Below are 15,879 nucleotides of genomic sequence, written 5' to 3' on the forward strand. Positions count from 1 at the left end.
ACTGTCGCAGTAGAGCCGACCACCTACCCACACCACCGCCGCCCCGCGAAACCAGCACCACCCCCGACCCGCGCCACCAGCGGATCCCGTAAACCATGCGCGAGGCCGTCAAGAAACGCCTGCGCCTGTCAGCCCACAAACAAACCGCAACCAGCCACACCCACCCACCTACACCCACCTACACCCACCCACACCCACCCCCACACAAGTCAGGCGCGCCGGAAGAAGTCCGCCGGATCCCTACCCGACCCGCACACCGTCCAGGAACAGCGCCACCATCTGCGTCCCGAGCTCCCGGCGCGTCAGCGGTCCCTCGGCCCGGAACCACCGGTGGATCTGCACGACGCTGCTCAGGAACGTGTTCGTGATGACGCTGGCCCCCACGTCCGCGCGGAACACCCCGGTCTTCTGGCCCTCCTCGACCAGGTCCTGGAACAGGTGCTGGTACCGGCGCCGTTCGGCGCGCACCGCCGCCGCGTGCTCGCCGGCCACCAGGTGCATCGAGCGGGCCCACACGGTCAGCGCCTCGGCGTGGTCGTCCATGTGCGCGAACAGGTCGGTGACCGCTTGGTGCAGCCGGACGTCGGCCGGGTCCTCACCTGCGGCTATGGTCTCCAGGCGCGTGGTCTGTTCAGCGAGCAGTTCGCGGTAGATGCTGGTGAGCAGCTCCTCCTTGGAGCTGAACCAGTGGTACAGCGCGCCCTTGGTGACCTGCGCGGCCTCGACGATCTGGCGCGTGGTGGTGGCCTCGTATCCGGCTCGGGCGAACAAGTCCGTGGCCGCGGCGACGATCCGGTCCCTGGCTTCGCCGCGGGGCACCCTCGTCCGATCCTGCTCCGCCATGTCACTCCTCGTCAGGGCTCTGATCCGACCCATTGACACCGGGGATTTCAAGACGATACTAAGCGCCAAACATACCGGGCGGTCGGTCTGTGACCGGGAAGTGGGAACATCGATGAGCTTCAACCTCGCGACGATCCTCCGCGAGTCGCGGTACGCCTCTCCGGGCAAGCCGCTGTGCCACAGCCAGGACCGGACGCTCAGCTACGAGCAGGTCGACGAGGCCTCGGGCCGGGTGGCCGCCGCGCTGCTCGCCCTGGGCCTGGAACGCGGAGACCGGGTCGCGGTGCAGCTGCCGAACCTGCCGGAGTTCCTGCTGTGCTACTTCGGGATCCTCAAGGCCGGGCTGATCATGGTCCCGCTGAACCCGCTGCTGAAGGGCCGCGAGATCGCCTACCACCTGGCGGACTCCGGCTCGAAGATGCTGGTGGCCTTCAGTCTGCTGGCCGCCGAGGCGGTCGCGGGTGCCGAGGAAGCCGGCGGGACCGAGGTCTACGTCGTGACCCTGCCCGGCTACGACCAGATCCCGGAAGGGACCAAGCCCTTCACCGATCTGCTGGCCGCCGAGGACACCGGCGACATCGTCCCGACCAACGCCGACGACACCGCCGTGGTCCTGTACACCAGCGGCACCACCGGCAAGCCCAAGGGCGCCGAGCTGACCCACTTCCAGCTCTACATGAACTGCTCGGTCTCCGGGGACCTGTTCGGCATCCAGCCCGACGACGCGATCCTGGCGGTCCTGCCGCTGTTCCACGTCTTCGGGCTCTCCAGCGTCCTGAACGTCGTGGTCCGCTTCGCCGGCACGATGGCGCTGGTGCCGCGCTTCGAGATCGAGCCGGTCCTGGACGCGATGGAGAAGCACCGCTGCACCATCTTCTCCGGCGTCCCGACGATGTTCTTCGCGCTCCTGCACGCCGACACCGCCGGCCGTGACCTGAGCGCGCTGCGCGTCGGCTGCTCCGGCGGCGCCGCGATCCCCGGCGAGGTGATCCGGGCCTTCGAGGAGAAGTTCTCCGGCGTGGTGATCCTGGAGGGCTACGGCCTGTCGGAGTCGGCGAGCACGACGACCTTCAACATCAACGCCGAGCAGCGCAAGGTCGGCTCCATCGGCAAGCCGGTGTGGGGCGTGCAGACGCGGGTGGTCGACGACCAGGACCGGACGCTGCCGCCGGGACCGGAGAACGTCGGCGAGATCGTCATCCGCGGCCACAACATGATGAAGGGCTACTGGAACAACCCCGAGGCCACCGCCGAGGTGTTCCGCGACGGCTGGTTCCACACCGGCGACCTCGGCTACGCCGACGAGGACGGCTACTTCTACGTCGTGGACCGCAAGAAGGACCTGGTGATCCGCGGCGGGTTCAACGTCTACCCGCGGGAGGTCGAGGAGGTCCTGTACACCCATCCGGCGATCGCCGAGGCCGCGGTGATCGGGCGCGCCGACGAGCGGCTGGGGGAGGAGGTGGTGGCGTACGTGGCGCTCAAGGCCGGGGCGCAGGCCGAGGAGCAGGAGGTCATCGCGTTCTGCCGAGAACGCATGGCGCCGTACAAGTACCCGCGTGAAGTGAAGTTTCTCAGTGCCCTGCCAGTGGGGCCGACCGGCAAGATCCTCAAGAAGGAGTTGCGGACGTGAGTTCTTCGAGCATCGCAGTGGGCGCCTCCCCGGGCGTCCTGACCCGCTTCTGGCGCCGAGATCTGGCCGCCTATCCGGAGTCCGCACGCCGCTACGCCTATCTGGCGATAGTCGTGCTGACCACGATCGTGCTGTACTACCTGCTCTACATCCAGTATGCGGTGGCCACGTCGATCATCACCCACTACCACATGACGTTCACGTACTTCGTCTGGATGTCGGTGATCGGCAACGCCGTCGGCGCCGGCTCCTCGCTGCTGGCGGGCCTGGCCGACCGCTGGGGCCGGGCCAACCTGGTGGTCTACGGGCTGCTGCTGGCCGGGGTCCTGGTGATGATCCTGCCCAGCACCTCCAGCAAGGGCGCGTTCCTGGCGCTGTTCGCCGTGCTGTTCTTCGTCGAGGGCATCATCCTGGTCGCCACCCCGGCGCTGATCCGCGACTTCTCCCCGCAGCTGGGGCGGGCCACGGCGATGGGGTTCTGGGCGATCGGCCCGGTGGTCGGCTCCCTGGTGGTGACCACGGTGACCAGCCACACCCTGGACAGCTCGACCTGGCAGGACGAACTGCACTACTCCGGTATCAGCTCCCTGATCGTCTTCGTCATCGCGCTGTTCGCGCTGCGCGAGCTCTCGCCGCGGCTGCGCGACCAGATCATGGTCAGCATGCGCGACCGGGCGCTGGTCGAGGCGCGGGCCCGGGGCATCGACCCGGAGCAGGAACTGGCCGGGCACTGGCGGCAGATGCTGCGCCCGGGCATCGCGGGGCCCGCTTTCGCGGTCAGCGTGTACCTGCTGCTGTACTACGCGCTGGTCGGCAACCTGGTCATCTACTTCTCCGCGGTCTACGGCTACAGCGAGCAGCGCGCCAACGCCGTGGCGAACTGGTACTGGGCCGCCAACGCGGTGTCCCTGGTGGTGGCCGGGCTGATCTCGGACCGGCTGAAGGTTCGCAAACCCCTGATGATGGTGGGCTGCGTCGGCACCATCGCCACCACCGCGGTCTTCGCCACGCTGGCCACCCACGCGCACACCGGTTACTACACCTTCGCCGTGGTGTTCCTGATCGGCGGGGCGCTGGCCGGCGTGACCTACGCGCCGTGGATGGCCGCGTTCACCGAGACCGTCGAGGAGCGCAACCCGGCGGCCACCGCGACGGGCCTGGCGGTGTGGGGCTGGATCCTGCGCATCGTGGTCGCGGTGTCCGCGGCGTTCGTCCCGGTGGTGGTGACCTCGGTGACCCCGGTCGTGGACCACGGCGCCGAGGTGGCCGCCGCGCAGGCCAAGGCCGGACCGGCACTGGCGATCATGGCCCAGCACCCGGCGGTGTTCGCCGAGCTGTCCAAGTACCCGTCGGCGAATCCGGCCGCGATCCCGCCGGCCGTGCTGGCCCAGGCGGTGGCGCAGGTCGGCATGGCCGATCTGCAGACGGTCCAGCAGGCGCAGCCGGAGCTCGCGATCCTTCAGGCGCACGGCACCGAGGTCGCCAAGGCGGTCAAGGACGGCCCGCACCAGTGGCAGACCTGGTGGTGGGTGGCCCTGGCCGGGCAGATCGTATTCCTGCCCTTCGCCGCGACCATGCGCGGCCGGTGGAGTCCGCGCAAGGCCCGCGAGGACGCCGAGGCGCACGAGCAGGCGGTCGCCCGGGAGTTGGCCAAGCTGCAGGAGGCTGCGGCGCAGTAGGCGCAGTAGGCGCAGTAGGCCCAGTAGGCGCGATGCACGCGCGCACATGAACGACCCGCCGTCGCAAGGTTCTGCGACGGCGGGTCGAGTGCTTGCCGGAGATCGGAATCAGACTGCGAAATCAGACGCCGAACAGCCAGAACCACTGGCTCTGGTCCCCGGTGTTGCACGGCGCCATGGTGAGCCATCCCTTGGCACCGGTGCCGGCCAGGCAGGTCCCGGTCTTCTTGTTCTTCAGCACCCCGTAGTTGGTGTTCCCCGGGATGCTGGTCAGCGTCCACTGCTGGAAGTCGACCGTCAGGTGCGCCTGCAGGCCCGCGACCCCGTTCCAGTCGTCGGAGATGTCGACGTCGGTGTTGGTGGGGTCGTTGTTCTGGTCCACCTGCAGGACCTTCGTACCGGCGCTCTCCGGCTTGTCGTTGGACTGGATGACGATGCTGCCGTCGGCGTACTGCCAGATCGTCCAGGTCTGGGAAGGGTTGTGGTTGGTGGGCCAGATGTCCACCTTCTGACCGTCGTTGAACTGGTCCATGTTCAGGTCGACGGAGGCGTTGGCGGCGTAGTTGAGGATGTTCGTCGTCTTGGTCTGCGTGGGCTTCGGCGGGGGAGCGGCCTTGGACGTCGACGCCGGCGGCGGGGGAGCGGCCTTGGACGTGGAGGCCGGCGGCGGCGCGGCGCTGGACGTCGACGGCGGCGGCGCCTGGCTCGTCGTCGGCTTCGGCGGAGGGCTGCTGGAGGCCGGCGGCGGCGTCGGCTGCATGACGATCACCTGCGGTGCGGTGTTCGCGGCCGGCTGCGGCGAGCCCTGGGCGCTGGTGGCGAACGAGGGGTGGATGCCGAACCACAGCGCCAGGATGGCCACGGCCGCGACGGACAGGAACATCAGCAGTCGCTGAAGCCAGCGCGGCAGCAGTGCCGACTGCATATACGTGCCCTGCAAGCTGACCGGCTGTCCGAGCCCTGAAGGCGTCACCGTCACGTTGTACTGATGCCTGGCCTTCACGCCGAACCACAGAAGGCGCCCGGGCCTGATGGTGAATTTGCTGAATTGGGCGCGTCCGGGTTGCAGGCGCAGGGCCGGGGTGCGGATGTCGACTTGGAGGTTGGAGTTGGTGGTGGTGGTGGCGACGGCGGCGCTGGTGGCGACGTTGCTGTAGTTGTCGACGGCGAGTTTGACGCGGCCGCGGTGCCAGCCTCGGGTTTGCGCCGGCAAGAGCTCCGCGCGCAGGTCGGCGAATTCCGCGACGCGCAGGAGGCCTTCGATGGCGTGGATGTTCTCGCGGTCTTCGCGGGGGGTGACCTTGACCGCGTAGGGCTGGGGTCCGGCTTGGGCTTCGGCGCTGCGCGGTGGGGTGAAGGTCAGTTGTGCGGTGCCGGTGGTGCCGGGGTACAGGCGCAGGGTCTGGGGTTCGATGGCGGCCCATTGTCCGGGGTCGCCGGTGGCCTGCAGGTGGTATTCCTCGACGATGTCGCCGGTGTTGCGCACGGTGACGGCCACCGTGGTCTCGGCGCCCGGTTCGACATCCGCCGTCACCGGATTCAGGTCAACCCACACGAATCGCTGCTCCCTGCAAAGCAAAGCCCTTGCGCCCGCACGAATGGTTGCGAGCGCCTTGTCCGAACACCTTAAGGGCCGGTCAGGGGCGGTGGCGGCCGCTGACGGGATTCCCGGACGCAGGGGCCTGCCGCCGCCGCCCGTACGGGCAGCGGGCAGTGCCCTCGCGTCCGTCCCTGTGGACCTACCGGCACTGGCGCCGCATCGGTCAGTGTGGCGGCTGAACTTTTTTGCCCGAGTACGGGTTCCGGCGGGTTCCGGCCCGAGTACGGTTTTCGAGGAGACATCGACCATGCCGACATATCTGTCGCCGGGCGTCTACGTGGAAGAGGTCGCCAGCGGCTCGCGGCCGATCGAGGGCGTGGGCACGTCGGTCGCGGCCTTTGTCGGCCTCGCGCCGCGGGGCGCCCTGAACGCGCCGACGCTGGTCACCAACTGGACCCAGTACGTCGCCGAGTTCGGTGAGTTCACCGAGGGCTACTACCTGGCGCACGCCGTGTACGGGTTCTTCAACAACGGCGGGACCGTCGCCTACGTCGTGCGCGTCGGCGGCACCGAGGGCGGCCTGGCCGGCCCCGGCGGCGGCACCAACGGCAAGGCGGTCAGCGCCGGGCACCGCGGCGTGGTCACGGGCTCGGAGCGCGCGGCCCTGACCGCCGGCGAGCCGGTCGCCCTGGGCGGCTTCAAGGTCGGCGCCGCCCCCGGTGCCACCGGCCGGGTCTCCGTGGAGGTCACCGACGTCCCGGCCGGCGAGGGCGAGAAGTCCGGCGAGGCGGCGGACCGCTTCCGGCTGGTCGTCTCGGTCGACGACAAGGTCGCCGAGACCTTCGACGTCTCGGCCAACAAGAAGGCCGGCCGCTCGTACGTCACCACCCAGGTGCGCGAGCGCTCGAAGTTCATCATCGTTGAGGAAGCCGGCAGCGGCACGCTGGCCCGTCCGGACAACCAGACCGTGCAGGTGCCCACCGGGGCCCCGGCCGGCGGCGGCTCGGCCGCGGTCGAGCCCGCCGAACCGGTGTCCACCGGTTCCTACATCGGCGACTCCGCCGACCGCACCGGCTTCGGCGGCCTGGAGGCGATCGACGAGATCACCATGGTCGCCGTCCCGGACCTGATGTCCGCCTACCAGCAGGGCTCCATCTCCGAGGAGGAGGTGAAGGCGGTCCAGATCGCGCTGATCGGGCACTGCGAGCTGATGGGCGACCGGGTCGCGATCATCGACCCGCTGCCGAACCTCAACGCCCAGCAGATCCGCGCCTGGCGCCAGACCGGAGCCGGCTACGACTCGCACTACGCGGCCATGTACTACCCCTGGATCCGGGTCTTCGACCCGGCGGCCGGCAAGTCGATCGCGGTCCCGCCCAGCGGCCACATGGCCGGCGTCTGGGCCCGCAACGACGCCGAGCGCGGCGTCCACAAGGCCCCGGCCAACGAGGTCGTGCGCGGCGCGGTGGACCTGGAGCTGCAGATCACCAAGGGCGAGCAGGACCTGCTCAACCCGATCGGCGTGAACTGCATCCGCGCCTTCCCCGGCCGCGGCATCCGGGTCTGGGGCGCGCGCACCCTGTCCTCGGACCCGGCGTGGCGCTACCTGAACGTGCGCCGCTACTTCAACTACCTGGAGGAGTCGATCCTCACCGGGACCCAGTGGGTGGTGTTCGAGCCGAACGACCAGGCGCTGTGGGCCCGGGTGCGCCGCAACATCTCGGCGTTCCTGACCAACGAGTGGCGCGGCGGCGCGCTGTTCGGCGCCCGCGCCGACGACTCCTTCTTCGTCAAGTGCGACGAGGAGACCAACCCGCCGGAGTCGGTGGACGTCGGCCGCGTGATCTGCGAGATCGGCATCGCCCCGGTCAAGCCCGCGGAGTTCGTGGTGTTCCGGCTGGCGCAGATCTCCGGCGGCGGCAGCGAACTGGAGGAATAGCCCAAGCCCCGCGCGTCCCGGCCGCCCTTTCTCGCATGCGGCCGGGACGCGCGGCCTCCTCGTGACCTCATCTGACCTCTCATCCACCGCAGCAGCGCACTGAAGGATCGGAACACCATGGCTTTCATGAACGGCGACTCCGCCGCCGCGCACAACTTCGCCCTCCAGATCGACGGCGTCCAGGTCGAGTACCTGGCCGAGGTCGGCCCGCTCCAGCTGGAGCAGGACGTGATCTCGCACGTGCAGAACAACCAGCAGGGCACCCCCAAGATCAGCATGATGCCCGGCATCTCCAAGGGCGGCACCGTCTCGGTGACCCGCGGCCAGACCCAGAGCTCGTCCTTCACCGACTGGATCAACGAGTCGCTGGCCGGGAACATGGGCTCGGCGCGCAAGAACGCGACGATCATCTACATGGACTACCAGAACAACCCGATCAAGCGGTACGACCTGCGCAACGCCTGGTGCTGCAAGGTCGAGACGGCCGGCACCAAGGCCGGCGAGGCCCAGGTGCTCAACGAGCAGGTCACCATCACCTTCGAAGAGATGAAGATCGGCTGATGAAGCGCTCCCTCCCGGGGGCCGCGGCGGCGGCCCCGGCGACGCCGGACGCGGCCGGCGCGGCGCCCGGGGCGGCGGCCGGCGCGGCGACGCTGGTCGCGCCGGGCGTGGCGGCCGCGGCAATCGCCCCGGCGCACGCCCCGGCCCCGGCGCCGGTGCCGACCAGGGCCGACACCCTCCGCACCGAATTCGAGTTCGAACTCCCGCGCGGCTACGTCGACGAGACCGGCGTCCTGCACCGCCGCGGCGCGATGCGCCTGTCCACGGCCCGCGACGAACTCGTGCCGCTGCGCGACGTCCGCGTCCGCGAGAACCCGGCGTACCTCTCGGTGGTCCTGCTCGGCCGCGTGATCACCCGCCTGGGCACCCTGCCGATGGTCCACGACGGCATCGTGGAGAACATGTTCGCCTCGGATCTGGCCTTCCTGCAGGACTTCTACGAGCAGATCAACGCCGAGGGCCACACCCTGGCCTCGGTGACCTGCCCGAACTGCGCGGAGGACTTCGAGATCGACCTCGGCGGGAGCCGCCTGGGGGAATCGTGACGTACGCGGCCGACCAGCTCCGCGACGAGGTCGCGTACGTCGCCTACCACTTCCACTGGGGCCTGGACCAGATCCTCGACCTGGAGCACGGCGACCGGCGCGGCTTCGTGACCGGCATCGCCGGCCTGAACGCACGCGCCGCGGAGGGGTGAGCTGAGCGGATGGGGATTTTTTCGCGGCGAGGGCGGGACGAGGCGGGAGCTGGGCCTGAGTCCGGGGCCGGTGGTGCGGGCTCGGGCGGCTCGGACTACTTGGGTGAGGCGGCGTCCGGTCCGGTGCTTGGCATGAGCTCTGCTGATGCGGGCTCGGCTGGTTCAGCTGGAGCCGGCTCATCGGGCGGCGTTCCGGCGCGGCGGCGTGAGTGGGCTGCGGTGCCGCGGATGCGTGGCGTCAGCAGCTCGAGTGCGGGCGGGGTGTCGTCGTCGGACTTCGGCGCGCGCCTCGCGACGTGGCAGAACCCTTCGTTCCACCACGAGCCGCGCCGCCAGGTCCGCACCGAGGCACCGGCAGGCCGCCTGGTCGCGCGAGCGATCTCCCGGACCGGCACGCCCTCCCCGCTCGCGCTCCCGGCGCTGAACCTGCCGCTCACGACGCCGGTTCAGCGGAGTGCCGAGGCGGCTGAGCCGACGGTCGCCGCCGAGGCTCCGCAACCGCCGGTCGTGCGCCAGTCGACGATTCGCACGCCGAAGCCCGCGGCGCGTCCCAACCCGGCGCGTACCGCTCGGCCGCGCTTGACGGAGGCTGCGGTAGCGCCTCGGGTGCGGCCGGTGGCGCCGGTTCAGCGGGCGGCTTCGGCTTCGGCAGTGGTTCAGCGCTCGCAGTCGGGGACACCGACGAGCACGGCATCGGCGGCGGCCGCGTCATCGGGATCGGCGGCGGCTTCACCATCCGCATCCGCATCCGCATCCGCATCTGCTTCGGCTTCGGCTTCGGCTTCGGAGACTCAGGCGTCTGGTAGCGGGCGTGCGGGCTTGGGCGAGCCGATGGTGCGACAGTCGGAATCGGGGTCGGCACCTAGCTCTACTTCTGGCTCCGCGAGCGTTCAGCGCTCAACGGCAGCGACTTCCGGCGAAGCGTTCAACCTGCCGAGGGTTCAGCGTTCTGTTCCGTCCACGCCGCAGGCCATGCCCATCCGCGCGGTCCAGCGTCGTGGCGCGGTACCGGCGGCCAACCCTGCGCGTGAGGTGCCTGCCGCACCGCAATCGCCGACGACCGCGCCTACTCCGGCTGCGGTTTCTCCAGCCACACCGCCTGCGCCAGCCACCGTGCAGCGCAAGCCCGCGTCCAGCACACGATCGACCCGCCAGACCGCACCCGTTCGGCTGAACACGCCGCGATCCCCGGCCCCGAAGCCCCCGACCTCGACCAGGCCCCTGCTCGGCGGCCGGGAGGTGACGCGCACGATCGTCGGCGATGTGGCAGAAGCCTCTGCACAGCGCACAAGCCGACCCGAGCCGGTGCGACCTGTCTTCAACAGCGTGGCGACGCCTGCGGGACCATCGGTCCAGCGCTCAGCGCCAACCCCACCGAGCAACGTTCCGACACAGCACACGCCGCCCGCCGTCCGCAGCTCGATGCCCGCCTCGACGCACCGTCCGGCCGCCACACCCGACACCGGCAACATCGCACCTGCCGCGCCGATGCAGCGCTCAGCTACCGCGCCCGCCGCCGTCCCGATCCGACGCGCGGCAAACGCCGATCCGATCCAGCGCGCCGCGATCTCGTCAGCCGCCGCGCTGCCCACCAATAGGCTGCCCACCAATAGTCCGAGCCGACCGACGACCGCCGATCCGCTCCAGTCCTCGGCGTCGGCGGCTGGCACGATTCAGCGTTCGGCGACCTCTGACTCCGGCTCGAGTCAGCCGACGGCCGCCTCGATCCAGCGCTCAGTAACCTCTGATTCTGGCTCGGGTCAGTCGACAACCGGCGCCTCGATTCAGCACTCGGCGACCTCATCGGCGGCGGGCCCGATTCAGCGCTCGGTGACTTCCGGCACCGGCTCGAGTGAGTCGACAACCGGCGGGCCGATCCAGCGTGCAGCGGCTTCTGACTCCGGCTCGAGTCAGCCAGCGACCGGCGCACCGATCCAGCGCTCAGCGACCTCGCCGGCGGCGGGCCCGATTCAGCGCTCGGCGACTTCCGACACCGGCTCGAGCCAGCAGACAAGTGGCGCATCGATCCAGCGTTCAGCAATTTCGCCGGCGGCCACCCCGATTCAGCGCTCGGCGGCTTCTGACTCCGGCTCGAGCCGGCAGACGAGTGGCGCACCGATCCAGCGTTCAGCGATTGCGCCGCCGGTCGGCCCGATCCAGCGCTCAGCGACTTCCGGTACCGGCTCGGGCCAGTCGACGACCGCCACACCAGTTCAGCGCGCCGCGACCTCGCCGACCGCCGCTGGGATCCAAGGTGCCGCGACTTCGCCTGTGGTCGCCCCGATGCAGCACTCTGCGACCATGCCGCCTGGCACCGATTCGGCGACCTCGTCGAGCGCCACCTCCAGCCGAGGTGTTGCTGCCACGCCGATCCAGCGCTCCGCGAGCATGCCCCCAGGCACCGATCCGGCGGCCTCGTCAACCGCCGCCCAGCGCCAAGGCACCGCAGCCTTCCCCGCCGCCGCCCCGGTCCAGCGCTCCGCGACCATGCCCACCGGCGGCGATCCAGCGACCGCATCTACCTACAACCCGAGCCAAGGCACCGCTGCCTCGCCGACCACCACCCCGATCCAGCGCTCGGCCACCGCCCCGCGCGCCGCCACCCCGATCCGGCGCGCCACAACCGCCTCGCCGACCGCCTCGCCGACTACCTCGCCGACCGCCGCGCTCGCCCTCATCCAGCGCTCGGCGCCCCTCTCGCCCATCACCGCCCCCGTCCAGCGCTCGGCGATCGCCGCCGAGGCTCAGACCCCCACCCACCCCCGTGCCCAACGCGCCGTCCCCATCCACCGCCCCGCCCCCGCGTCCAGCGCGCCGCTGCCCCTGCCGATGGCGTTCCGTGCGCCGGCCGCGCCGCCGCTGATGCCGCCGATCCAGCGCGCCGGCGGGGTCTCCTCTTTCGTCGCCGACGCCGCTCGTGCGCAGGCTCGGGATTCGCGCCAGCGCTTCAACGACACCGTCGATGACCAGGTCGGGAGTTTCACCGACAAGATCGCCGACCTCCGTGACGCCGCCGCGCTCGTGCGCGATCCGTCGCAGTTCAAGGACGTGGTGAAGCAGCGGGGCCTGGATCTGTTCGCCGAGCACAATCCCATCGCCGGGACGCTGCTCGGCTACCGGCGTAGCGAGCCGGAGTACGGGTCCGGCGGTGGGCGCGGCGGCTCCAGTCGGGGCCGTGGCCGGGGTGAGCATCAGGAGATGGAGATGCTCGCCGAGAAGTTGGTCGCGCCCTTGGCCCGGCTGTTGCGGACCGAGTTGCGCATGGACCGGGAACGGATGGGGCGTTTGCGCGATTCAGGACGCTGAGCCTGCCCGTTCCGTGCCGCCGTGCCGCCCTGCCGCCCCCGGACCGATCATCCGCACCACGAAGAGGACTGACGAACGACATGAGTACTTCCACCCTGGATCCCGGGTCCAGCCTGTTCTTCAAGCTGACGATCGACGGGCAGGACCTCGGCCTGTTCAACCAGTGCGAGGGCCTGTCCGCCGAGGTGGAGGTCTACCAGCACAAGGAGGGCGGCAACAACGGCTACACCACCTTCCTGCCCGGCCGGGTCAGCCATGGCAACATCACGCTCACCCGGCCGCTGACGCCGGACAGCAACAAGATCGCGGCGTGGATCTCCTCGATCGCGACCGGGATCCAGCGGCCGACGGCGCAGATCGCGGCGTTGCGGGCGGACGGGTCGCAGGTCGTGCAGTGGGGCCTGTTGGACGTGCTGCCGGTCAGCTGGAGCGGGCCGACGCTGGATCCGGCCAGCAACACCGTGGCCACCGAGCGGCTGGTCATCGCCCACCACGGCTTCACCGCGTCGGGAGCGTGATCGGCTATGTCCTCGCAGCCCGGAGTCAGCCTGGTCAAGGCCTCGCTCACGATCAAGGAACCGCCCATCGGGCCCGCGCTGGAGCCCGGGGGGACGATGCGGGAGATCAACTTCCAGTTCAACCCCGAGACGCTGACGCTGGCCAAGAGCGCCAACTGGAGCAACACCCCGCTCCCGTTCTTCAAGTACGTCAGCATCCCCAGCTTCGGCGGCGCCGATCCCTACACCCTGACCTTCCAGCTCTTCCTGGACTCCTCGATGACCCCGGCCGGGACCAAGGTGCAGGACGACGTCGAGGCCCTGCTCAAGTGCTGTGAGGTGACCGACCAGTCGATCGCCGCCTTCCAGCCCTCCACCCCGTGGGTCTTCTTCCAGTGGGGCAGCTTCTCCACGGTCAGCTTCAACGCCTACGTGCAGAACATCTCCGCCAACTACACGTACTTCGACCCCTCCGGCGTCCCGCTGCGCGCCACCTGCGACCTGACGATCACCCAGATCCCCGGTCTCACCCTGGGCCAGAACCCCACCTCCGGCGCGCTGTCCGCGCACCGCTCGCACCGGGTCCGCGCCGGCGACACGCTGCAGTCCATGGCCTGGTCGGAGTACGGTGACGCCACCGCCTGGCGCACCATCGCCGAGGCCAACGAGATCGACGACCCGATGCGCCTGAGTCCCGGCGCCGAGCTGCTCATCCCCGCCCCCGACCAGGTCCGGAGGTGACCTTGTGACGTTCGGCTCCTTCTCCTCGGTCCCCAAGGTCCAGATCGGCGGCGCGCTGTCCCCGCTGCTGAAGGCCTCCCTGCACTCCTGCTGGGTCGAGGCCAGCCTCAACGTGCCCTCCACGTTCCACGTCGTGTTCAAGGACAAGACGCGCCTGCTGACGTCCACCAACGCGCAGCTGGAGATCGGCCTGCCGATCACCATCTTCGCCGTGGCCGGGCTGATCGGCGAGGACCAGCCGCTGATCACCGGGAACATCACCGGGATCGAGGCGGACTACTCCGGCGGTGAGTTCTACACCGTCATCCGCGGCATGGACCACGCCTTCAAGCTCCTGCGCAAGCGGCGCGTGAAGACGTACCCGAACTTGTCCGCCTCCGACATCGTGCGCATCGTGGCCGCCGAGCACGGGGTGGCGACCGGCAAGATCGAGTCCACGCCGCCCCCGGCGGCCGATTCCCAGACCTCCCAGCCCAACATCGACGACTGGTCCTTCATCCAGGGCCTGGCCGAGCGCACCGGCAAGGTCGTGTACTTCGACAACATGGGCCTGCTGCACTTCCGCACTCCGACCAAGGCCGTGCCGCTGACCGGCGTCAGCGCCGACAAGAGTCCGTACGTGCTCGAGTTCGGTGCCAACACCCTGCGCTGCCGTTCCGGGTTCACCGCCGCCGACCAGGTCACCGAGGTGACCTCGCGGGGCTGGAACATGGTGGCCAAGCAGACCCTGATCGGGCGCGCCCCGAGCGTGGAGAACCCCGAGGTGGAGGCCGGCCTGAGCCCGTCGGGGGTGGCGGCGCGGTTCGGCGGCGGCTCCCTGGTGGAGACGGGCACCCCGTACGTCAGCGACACCGAGGCCAACACCGCCGCCACATCCCTGGCCGCCGACGTGACCTCCTCCTTCGCCGAGCTCGAAGTCGCCGTCCGCGGCACGCCGCAGCTGCTGCCGGACAAGTCGGTCACCCTGAGCAAGGCCGGCAAGCCCTTCGACGGCGCCTACACGATCACCGGCGTCAAGCACGTGTTCGAGCACGGCACCTACGAGACCTGGGTGTCGATGACCGGCCGCCAGTTCCGCTCCCTTTACGGCCTGGCCTCCGGCGGCACCGGGGGCACCGGGCACCGGATGAGCGGCGTGGTCAGCGCGATCGTCACCGACATCCACGACCCGCTGCGCATGGGCCGGGTCAAGCTGCGCTACCCCTGGCTGGACGACAAGTACACCAGCGACTGGGCCCGCACCGTGCAGCACGGCGGCGTCAGCGCGCTCGGCGGCCTGGAGCACGCCGCCGGCGCCGACCACATCCCGGCCGGCGCCCCGGGCTCCGGCGGCTTCATCGGCTACGCCGTCAACGACGAGGTCCTGGTCACCTTCGACCGCGGCGACTTCGACCAGCCCTACGTCATCGGCGGCCTGTACAACGGCGTGAACAAGCCGACCAAGCTCACCGTCGACAACCTGGTCTCCAAAGACGGCATCCCGAACGTGCTGGCCGTGTCCTCCCGGCGCGGCCACCGGCTGGAGCTGCTCGACGACGAGTACTCCATGAACGCCGGGGTCAAGCTTCTGACCAACGACGGGGAGCAGAGCGTCCATCTGGACAAGATGGAGAACGAGATCGCGGTCAAGAACGCCACCGGCCCGATCACCATCGAGAGCAAGACCCCGGTCGGCGGCGTCACGATCCGCGCCGGCAGCACCAGCATCACCATGACGCCGGAAGGCGCGGTGAGCATCAACGGTGCCACCGCCGTCAGCCTCACCTCCGACGTCGCGATGACGCTGAAGGCCACCGAGATGACCCTGGACGCGCCGCTGATCAACGTGGTCGGCGCGGAGCTGAACTACACCGGCGCCTCGTTCTCGGTGGAGGCCGCCGAGATCACGCTGACCGGCAACGTCGCCATCGTCGGCGAGGGCACGATCGACACGCAGCAGATCGTGGTGATCTGAGATGAGGGCTCTGATGCCGCAGGACCGGTCCGGGAAGGGCCTGACCGGCCATGGGTGAGCGTTTCGTCGGCTCCGGCTGGGGCTTCCCGATGCGCGTGGACGCCGGCGGCCGCATCGGCCTGGTCTCCCACGACCAGGAGATCGAGGAGGCCATGCGCCTGGTGCTGGCCACCGCGCCCGGGGAGCGGCCGATGCGCCCGGAGTTCGGCTGCGCCGTGCACGACCTGGTGTTCGCCCCGGTCAACGACAAGACCGTGGGCCGCATCCAGCACGAGGTGCGCACCAGCCTGGACCGCTGGGAGCCGCGCATCGTGGTCACCGGCGTCGAGGTCAGCGTGGACCCCGACCGCCCCACCGTCCTGTACATCGACGTGCACTACCAGCTGCGCGGCACCAACAACCCGCGGTCCCTGGTCTTCCCCTTCTACGTCATCCCCGACCACGAAGGGCCGCAAGACCCGGCCGCTACGAATACGGAAGCAGCCTGAC

Annotated in this window: 14 protein-coding genes; 11 read left to right on the top strand and 3 right to left on the bottom strand. The window is 70.0% G+C overall.

From position 1 onward, the window contains the following. Nucleotides 1-240: 240 nt before the first annotated feature. Nucleotides 241-843: a TetR/AcrR family transcriptional regulator gene (locus ABIA35_RS39580; RefSeq protein ID WP_370361345.1), complete on the bottom strand. Its 603-nt coding sequence runs from the start codon at nt 841-843 to the stop codon at nt 241-243. A 112-nt stretch (nt 844-955) separates the two neighbouring features. Here ABIA35_RS39580 and ABIA35_RS39585 point away from each other — a divergent pair, with 112 nt between their 5' ends. Both ABIA35_RS39585 and ABIA35_RS39590 read left to right on the top strand, forming a co-directional pair. Next, entirely contained in the window at nt 956-2,476 is a 1,521-nt protein-coding gene (locus tag ABIA35_RS39585; RefSeq protein WP_370361346.1) for a long-chain fatty acid--CoA ligase, read from the top strand. Further along, the gene (locus tag ABIA35_RS39590) at nt 2,473-4,155 is read left to right on the top strand and encodes an MFS transporter (protein ID WP_370361347.1); all 1,683 of its coding nucleotides are present in this window, start codon (nt 2,473-2,475) and stop codon (nt 4,153-4,155) included. Before ABIA35_RS39585 ends, ABIA35_RS39590 begins: the two co-directional genes overlap by 4 nt. A 121-nt stretch (nt 4,156-4,276) precedes the next feature. On the opposite strand, the gene ABIA35_RS39595 is transcribed toward ABIA35_RS39590, so the two are convergent. Next, on the bottom strand, nt 4,277-5,710 hold the full coding sequence (locus ABIA35_RS39595) for a hypothetical protein (protein ID WP_370361348.1): 1,434 nt from the start codon (nt 5,708-5,710) through the stop codon (nt 4,277-4,279). A 292-nt stretch (nt 5,711-6,002) separates the two neighbouring features. On the opposite strand from ABIA35_RS39595, the gene ABIA35_RS39600 reads away from it, so the two are divergent. From ABIA35_RS39600 to ABIA35_RS39615, 4 genes are all read left to right on the top strand, one after another. Beyond that, complete coding sequence (locus ABIA35_RS39600; protein ID WP_370334806.1) at nt 6,003-7,634, top strand: phage tail sheath family protein; 1,632 nt, start codon at nt 6,003-6,005, stop codon at nt 7,632-7,634. Between the two features lie 117 nt (nt 7,635-7,751). Further along, entirely contained in the window at nt 7,752-8,195 is a 444-nt protein-coding gene (locus ABIA35_RS39605; RefSeq protein ID WP_370334804.1) for a phage tail protein, read from the top strand. Beyond that, nucleotides 8,195-8,740 carry a hypothetical protein gene (locus tag ABIA35_RS39610; RefSeq protein ID WP_370361349.1) on the top strand — a complete coding sequence of 182 codons (546 nt, stop codon included), beginning with the start codon at nt 8,195-8,197 and terminating at the stop codon, nt 8,738-8,740. Before ABIA35_RS39605 ends, ABIA35_RS39610 begins: the two co-directional genes overlap by 1 nt. Beyond that, nucleotides 8,737-8,892 (top strand): DUF6760 family protein, encoded by a 156-nt coding sequence (locus tag ABIA35_RS39615; protein WP_370334800.1) that lies wholly within the window; start codon nt 8,737-8,739, stop codon nt 8,890-8,892. The genes ABIA35_RS39610 and ABIA35_RS39615 overlap by 4 nt, the downstream gene beginning before the upstream one ends. A gap of 941 nt (nt 8,893-9,833) precedes the next feature. Here the strand turns inward: ABIA35_RS39615 and ABIA35_RS39620 are convergent. Next, nucleotides 9,834-10,562, bottom strand: coding sequence for a hypothetical protein (locus tag ABIA35_RS39620; protein ID WP_370361350.1), 729 nt, complete (start codon nt 10,560-10,562; stop codon nt 9,834-9,836). Between the two features lie 631 nt (nt 10,563-11,193). Between ABIA35_RS39620 and ABIA35_RS39625 the strand changes: the two genes are divergently transcribed. The 5 genes from ABIA35_RS39625 (at nt 11,194) to ABIA35_RS39645 (ending at nt 15,878) form a co-directional block, all read left to right on the top strand. Next, the gene (locus tag ABIA35_RS39625; RefSeq protein WP_370361351.1) at nt 11,194-12,198 is read left to right on the top strand and encodes a hypothetical protein; all 1,005 of its coding nucleotides are present in this window, start codon (nt 11,194-11,196) and stop codon (nt 12,196-12,198) included. Between the two features lie 80 nt (nt 12,199-12,278). Beyond that, a complete protein-coding gene (locus ABIA35_RS39630; protein WP_370334794.1) occupies nt 12,279-12,716 on the top strand; it encodes a phage tail protein in 438 nt (145 codons plus the stop codon). A 6-nt stretch (nt 12,717-12,722) separates the two neighbouring features. Continuing rightward, nucleotides 12,723-13,436: a LysM peptidoglycan-binding domain-containing protein gene (locus ABIA35_RS39635; protein WP_370334792.1), complete on the top strand. Its 714-nt coding sequence runs from the start codon at nt 12,723-12,725 to the stop codon at nt 13,434-13,436. 4 nt (nt 13,437-13,440) lie between these two features. After that, complete coding sequence (locus tag ABIA35_RS39640) at nt 13,441-15,390, top strand: VgrG-related protein (protein ID WP_370361352.1); 1,950 nt, start codon at nt 13,441-13,443, stop codon at nt 15,388-15,390. Nucleotides 15,391-15,440: 50 nt separating this feature from the next. Then, a complete protein-coding gene (locus tag ABIA35_RS39645; RefSeq protein WP_370334788.1) occupies nt 15,441-15,878 on the top strand; it encodes a GPW/gp25 family protein in 438 nt (145 codons plus the stop codon). The last annotated feature ends 1 nt before the right edge of the window (nt 15,879 follow it).

Origin of the sequence: Catenulispora sp. MAP12-49, assembly GCF_041262705.1 — a bacterium.
In the GTDB taxonomy this organism is placed as follows: domain Bacteria; phylum Actinomycetota; class Actinomycetes; order Streptomycetales; family Catenulisporaceae; genus Catenulispora.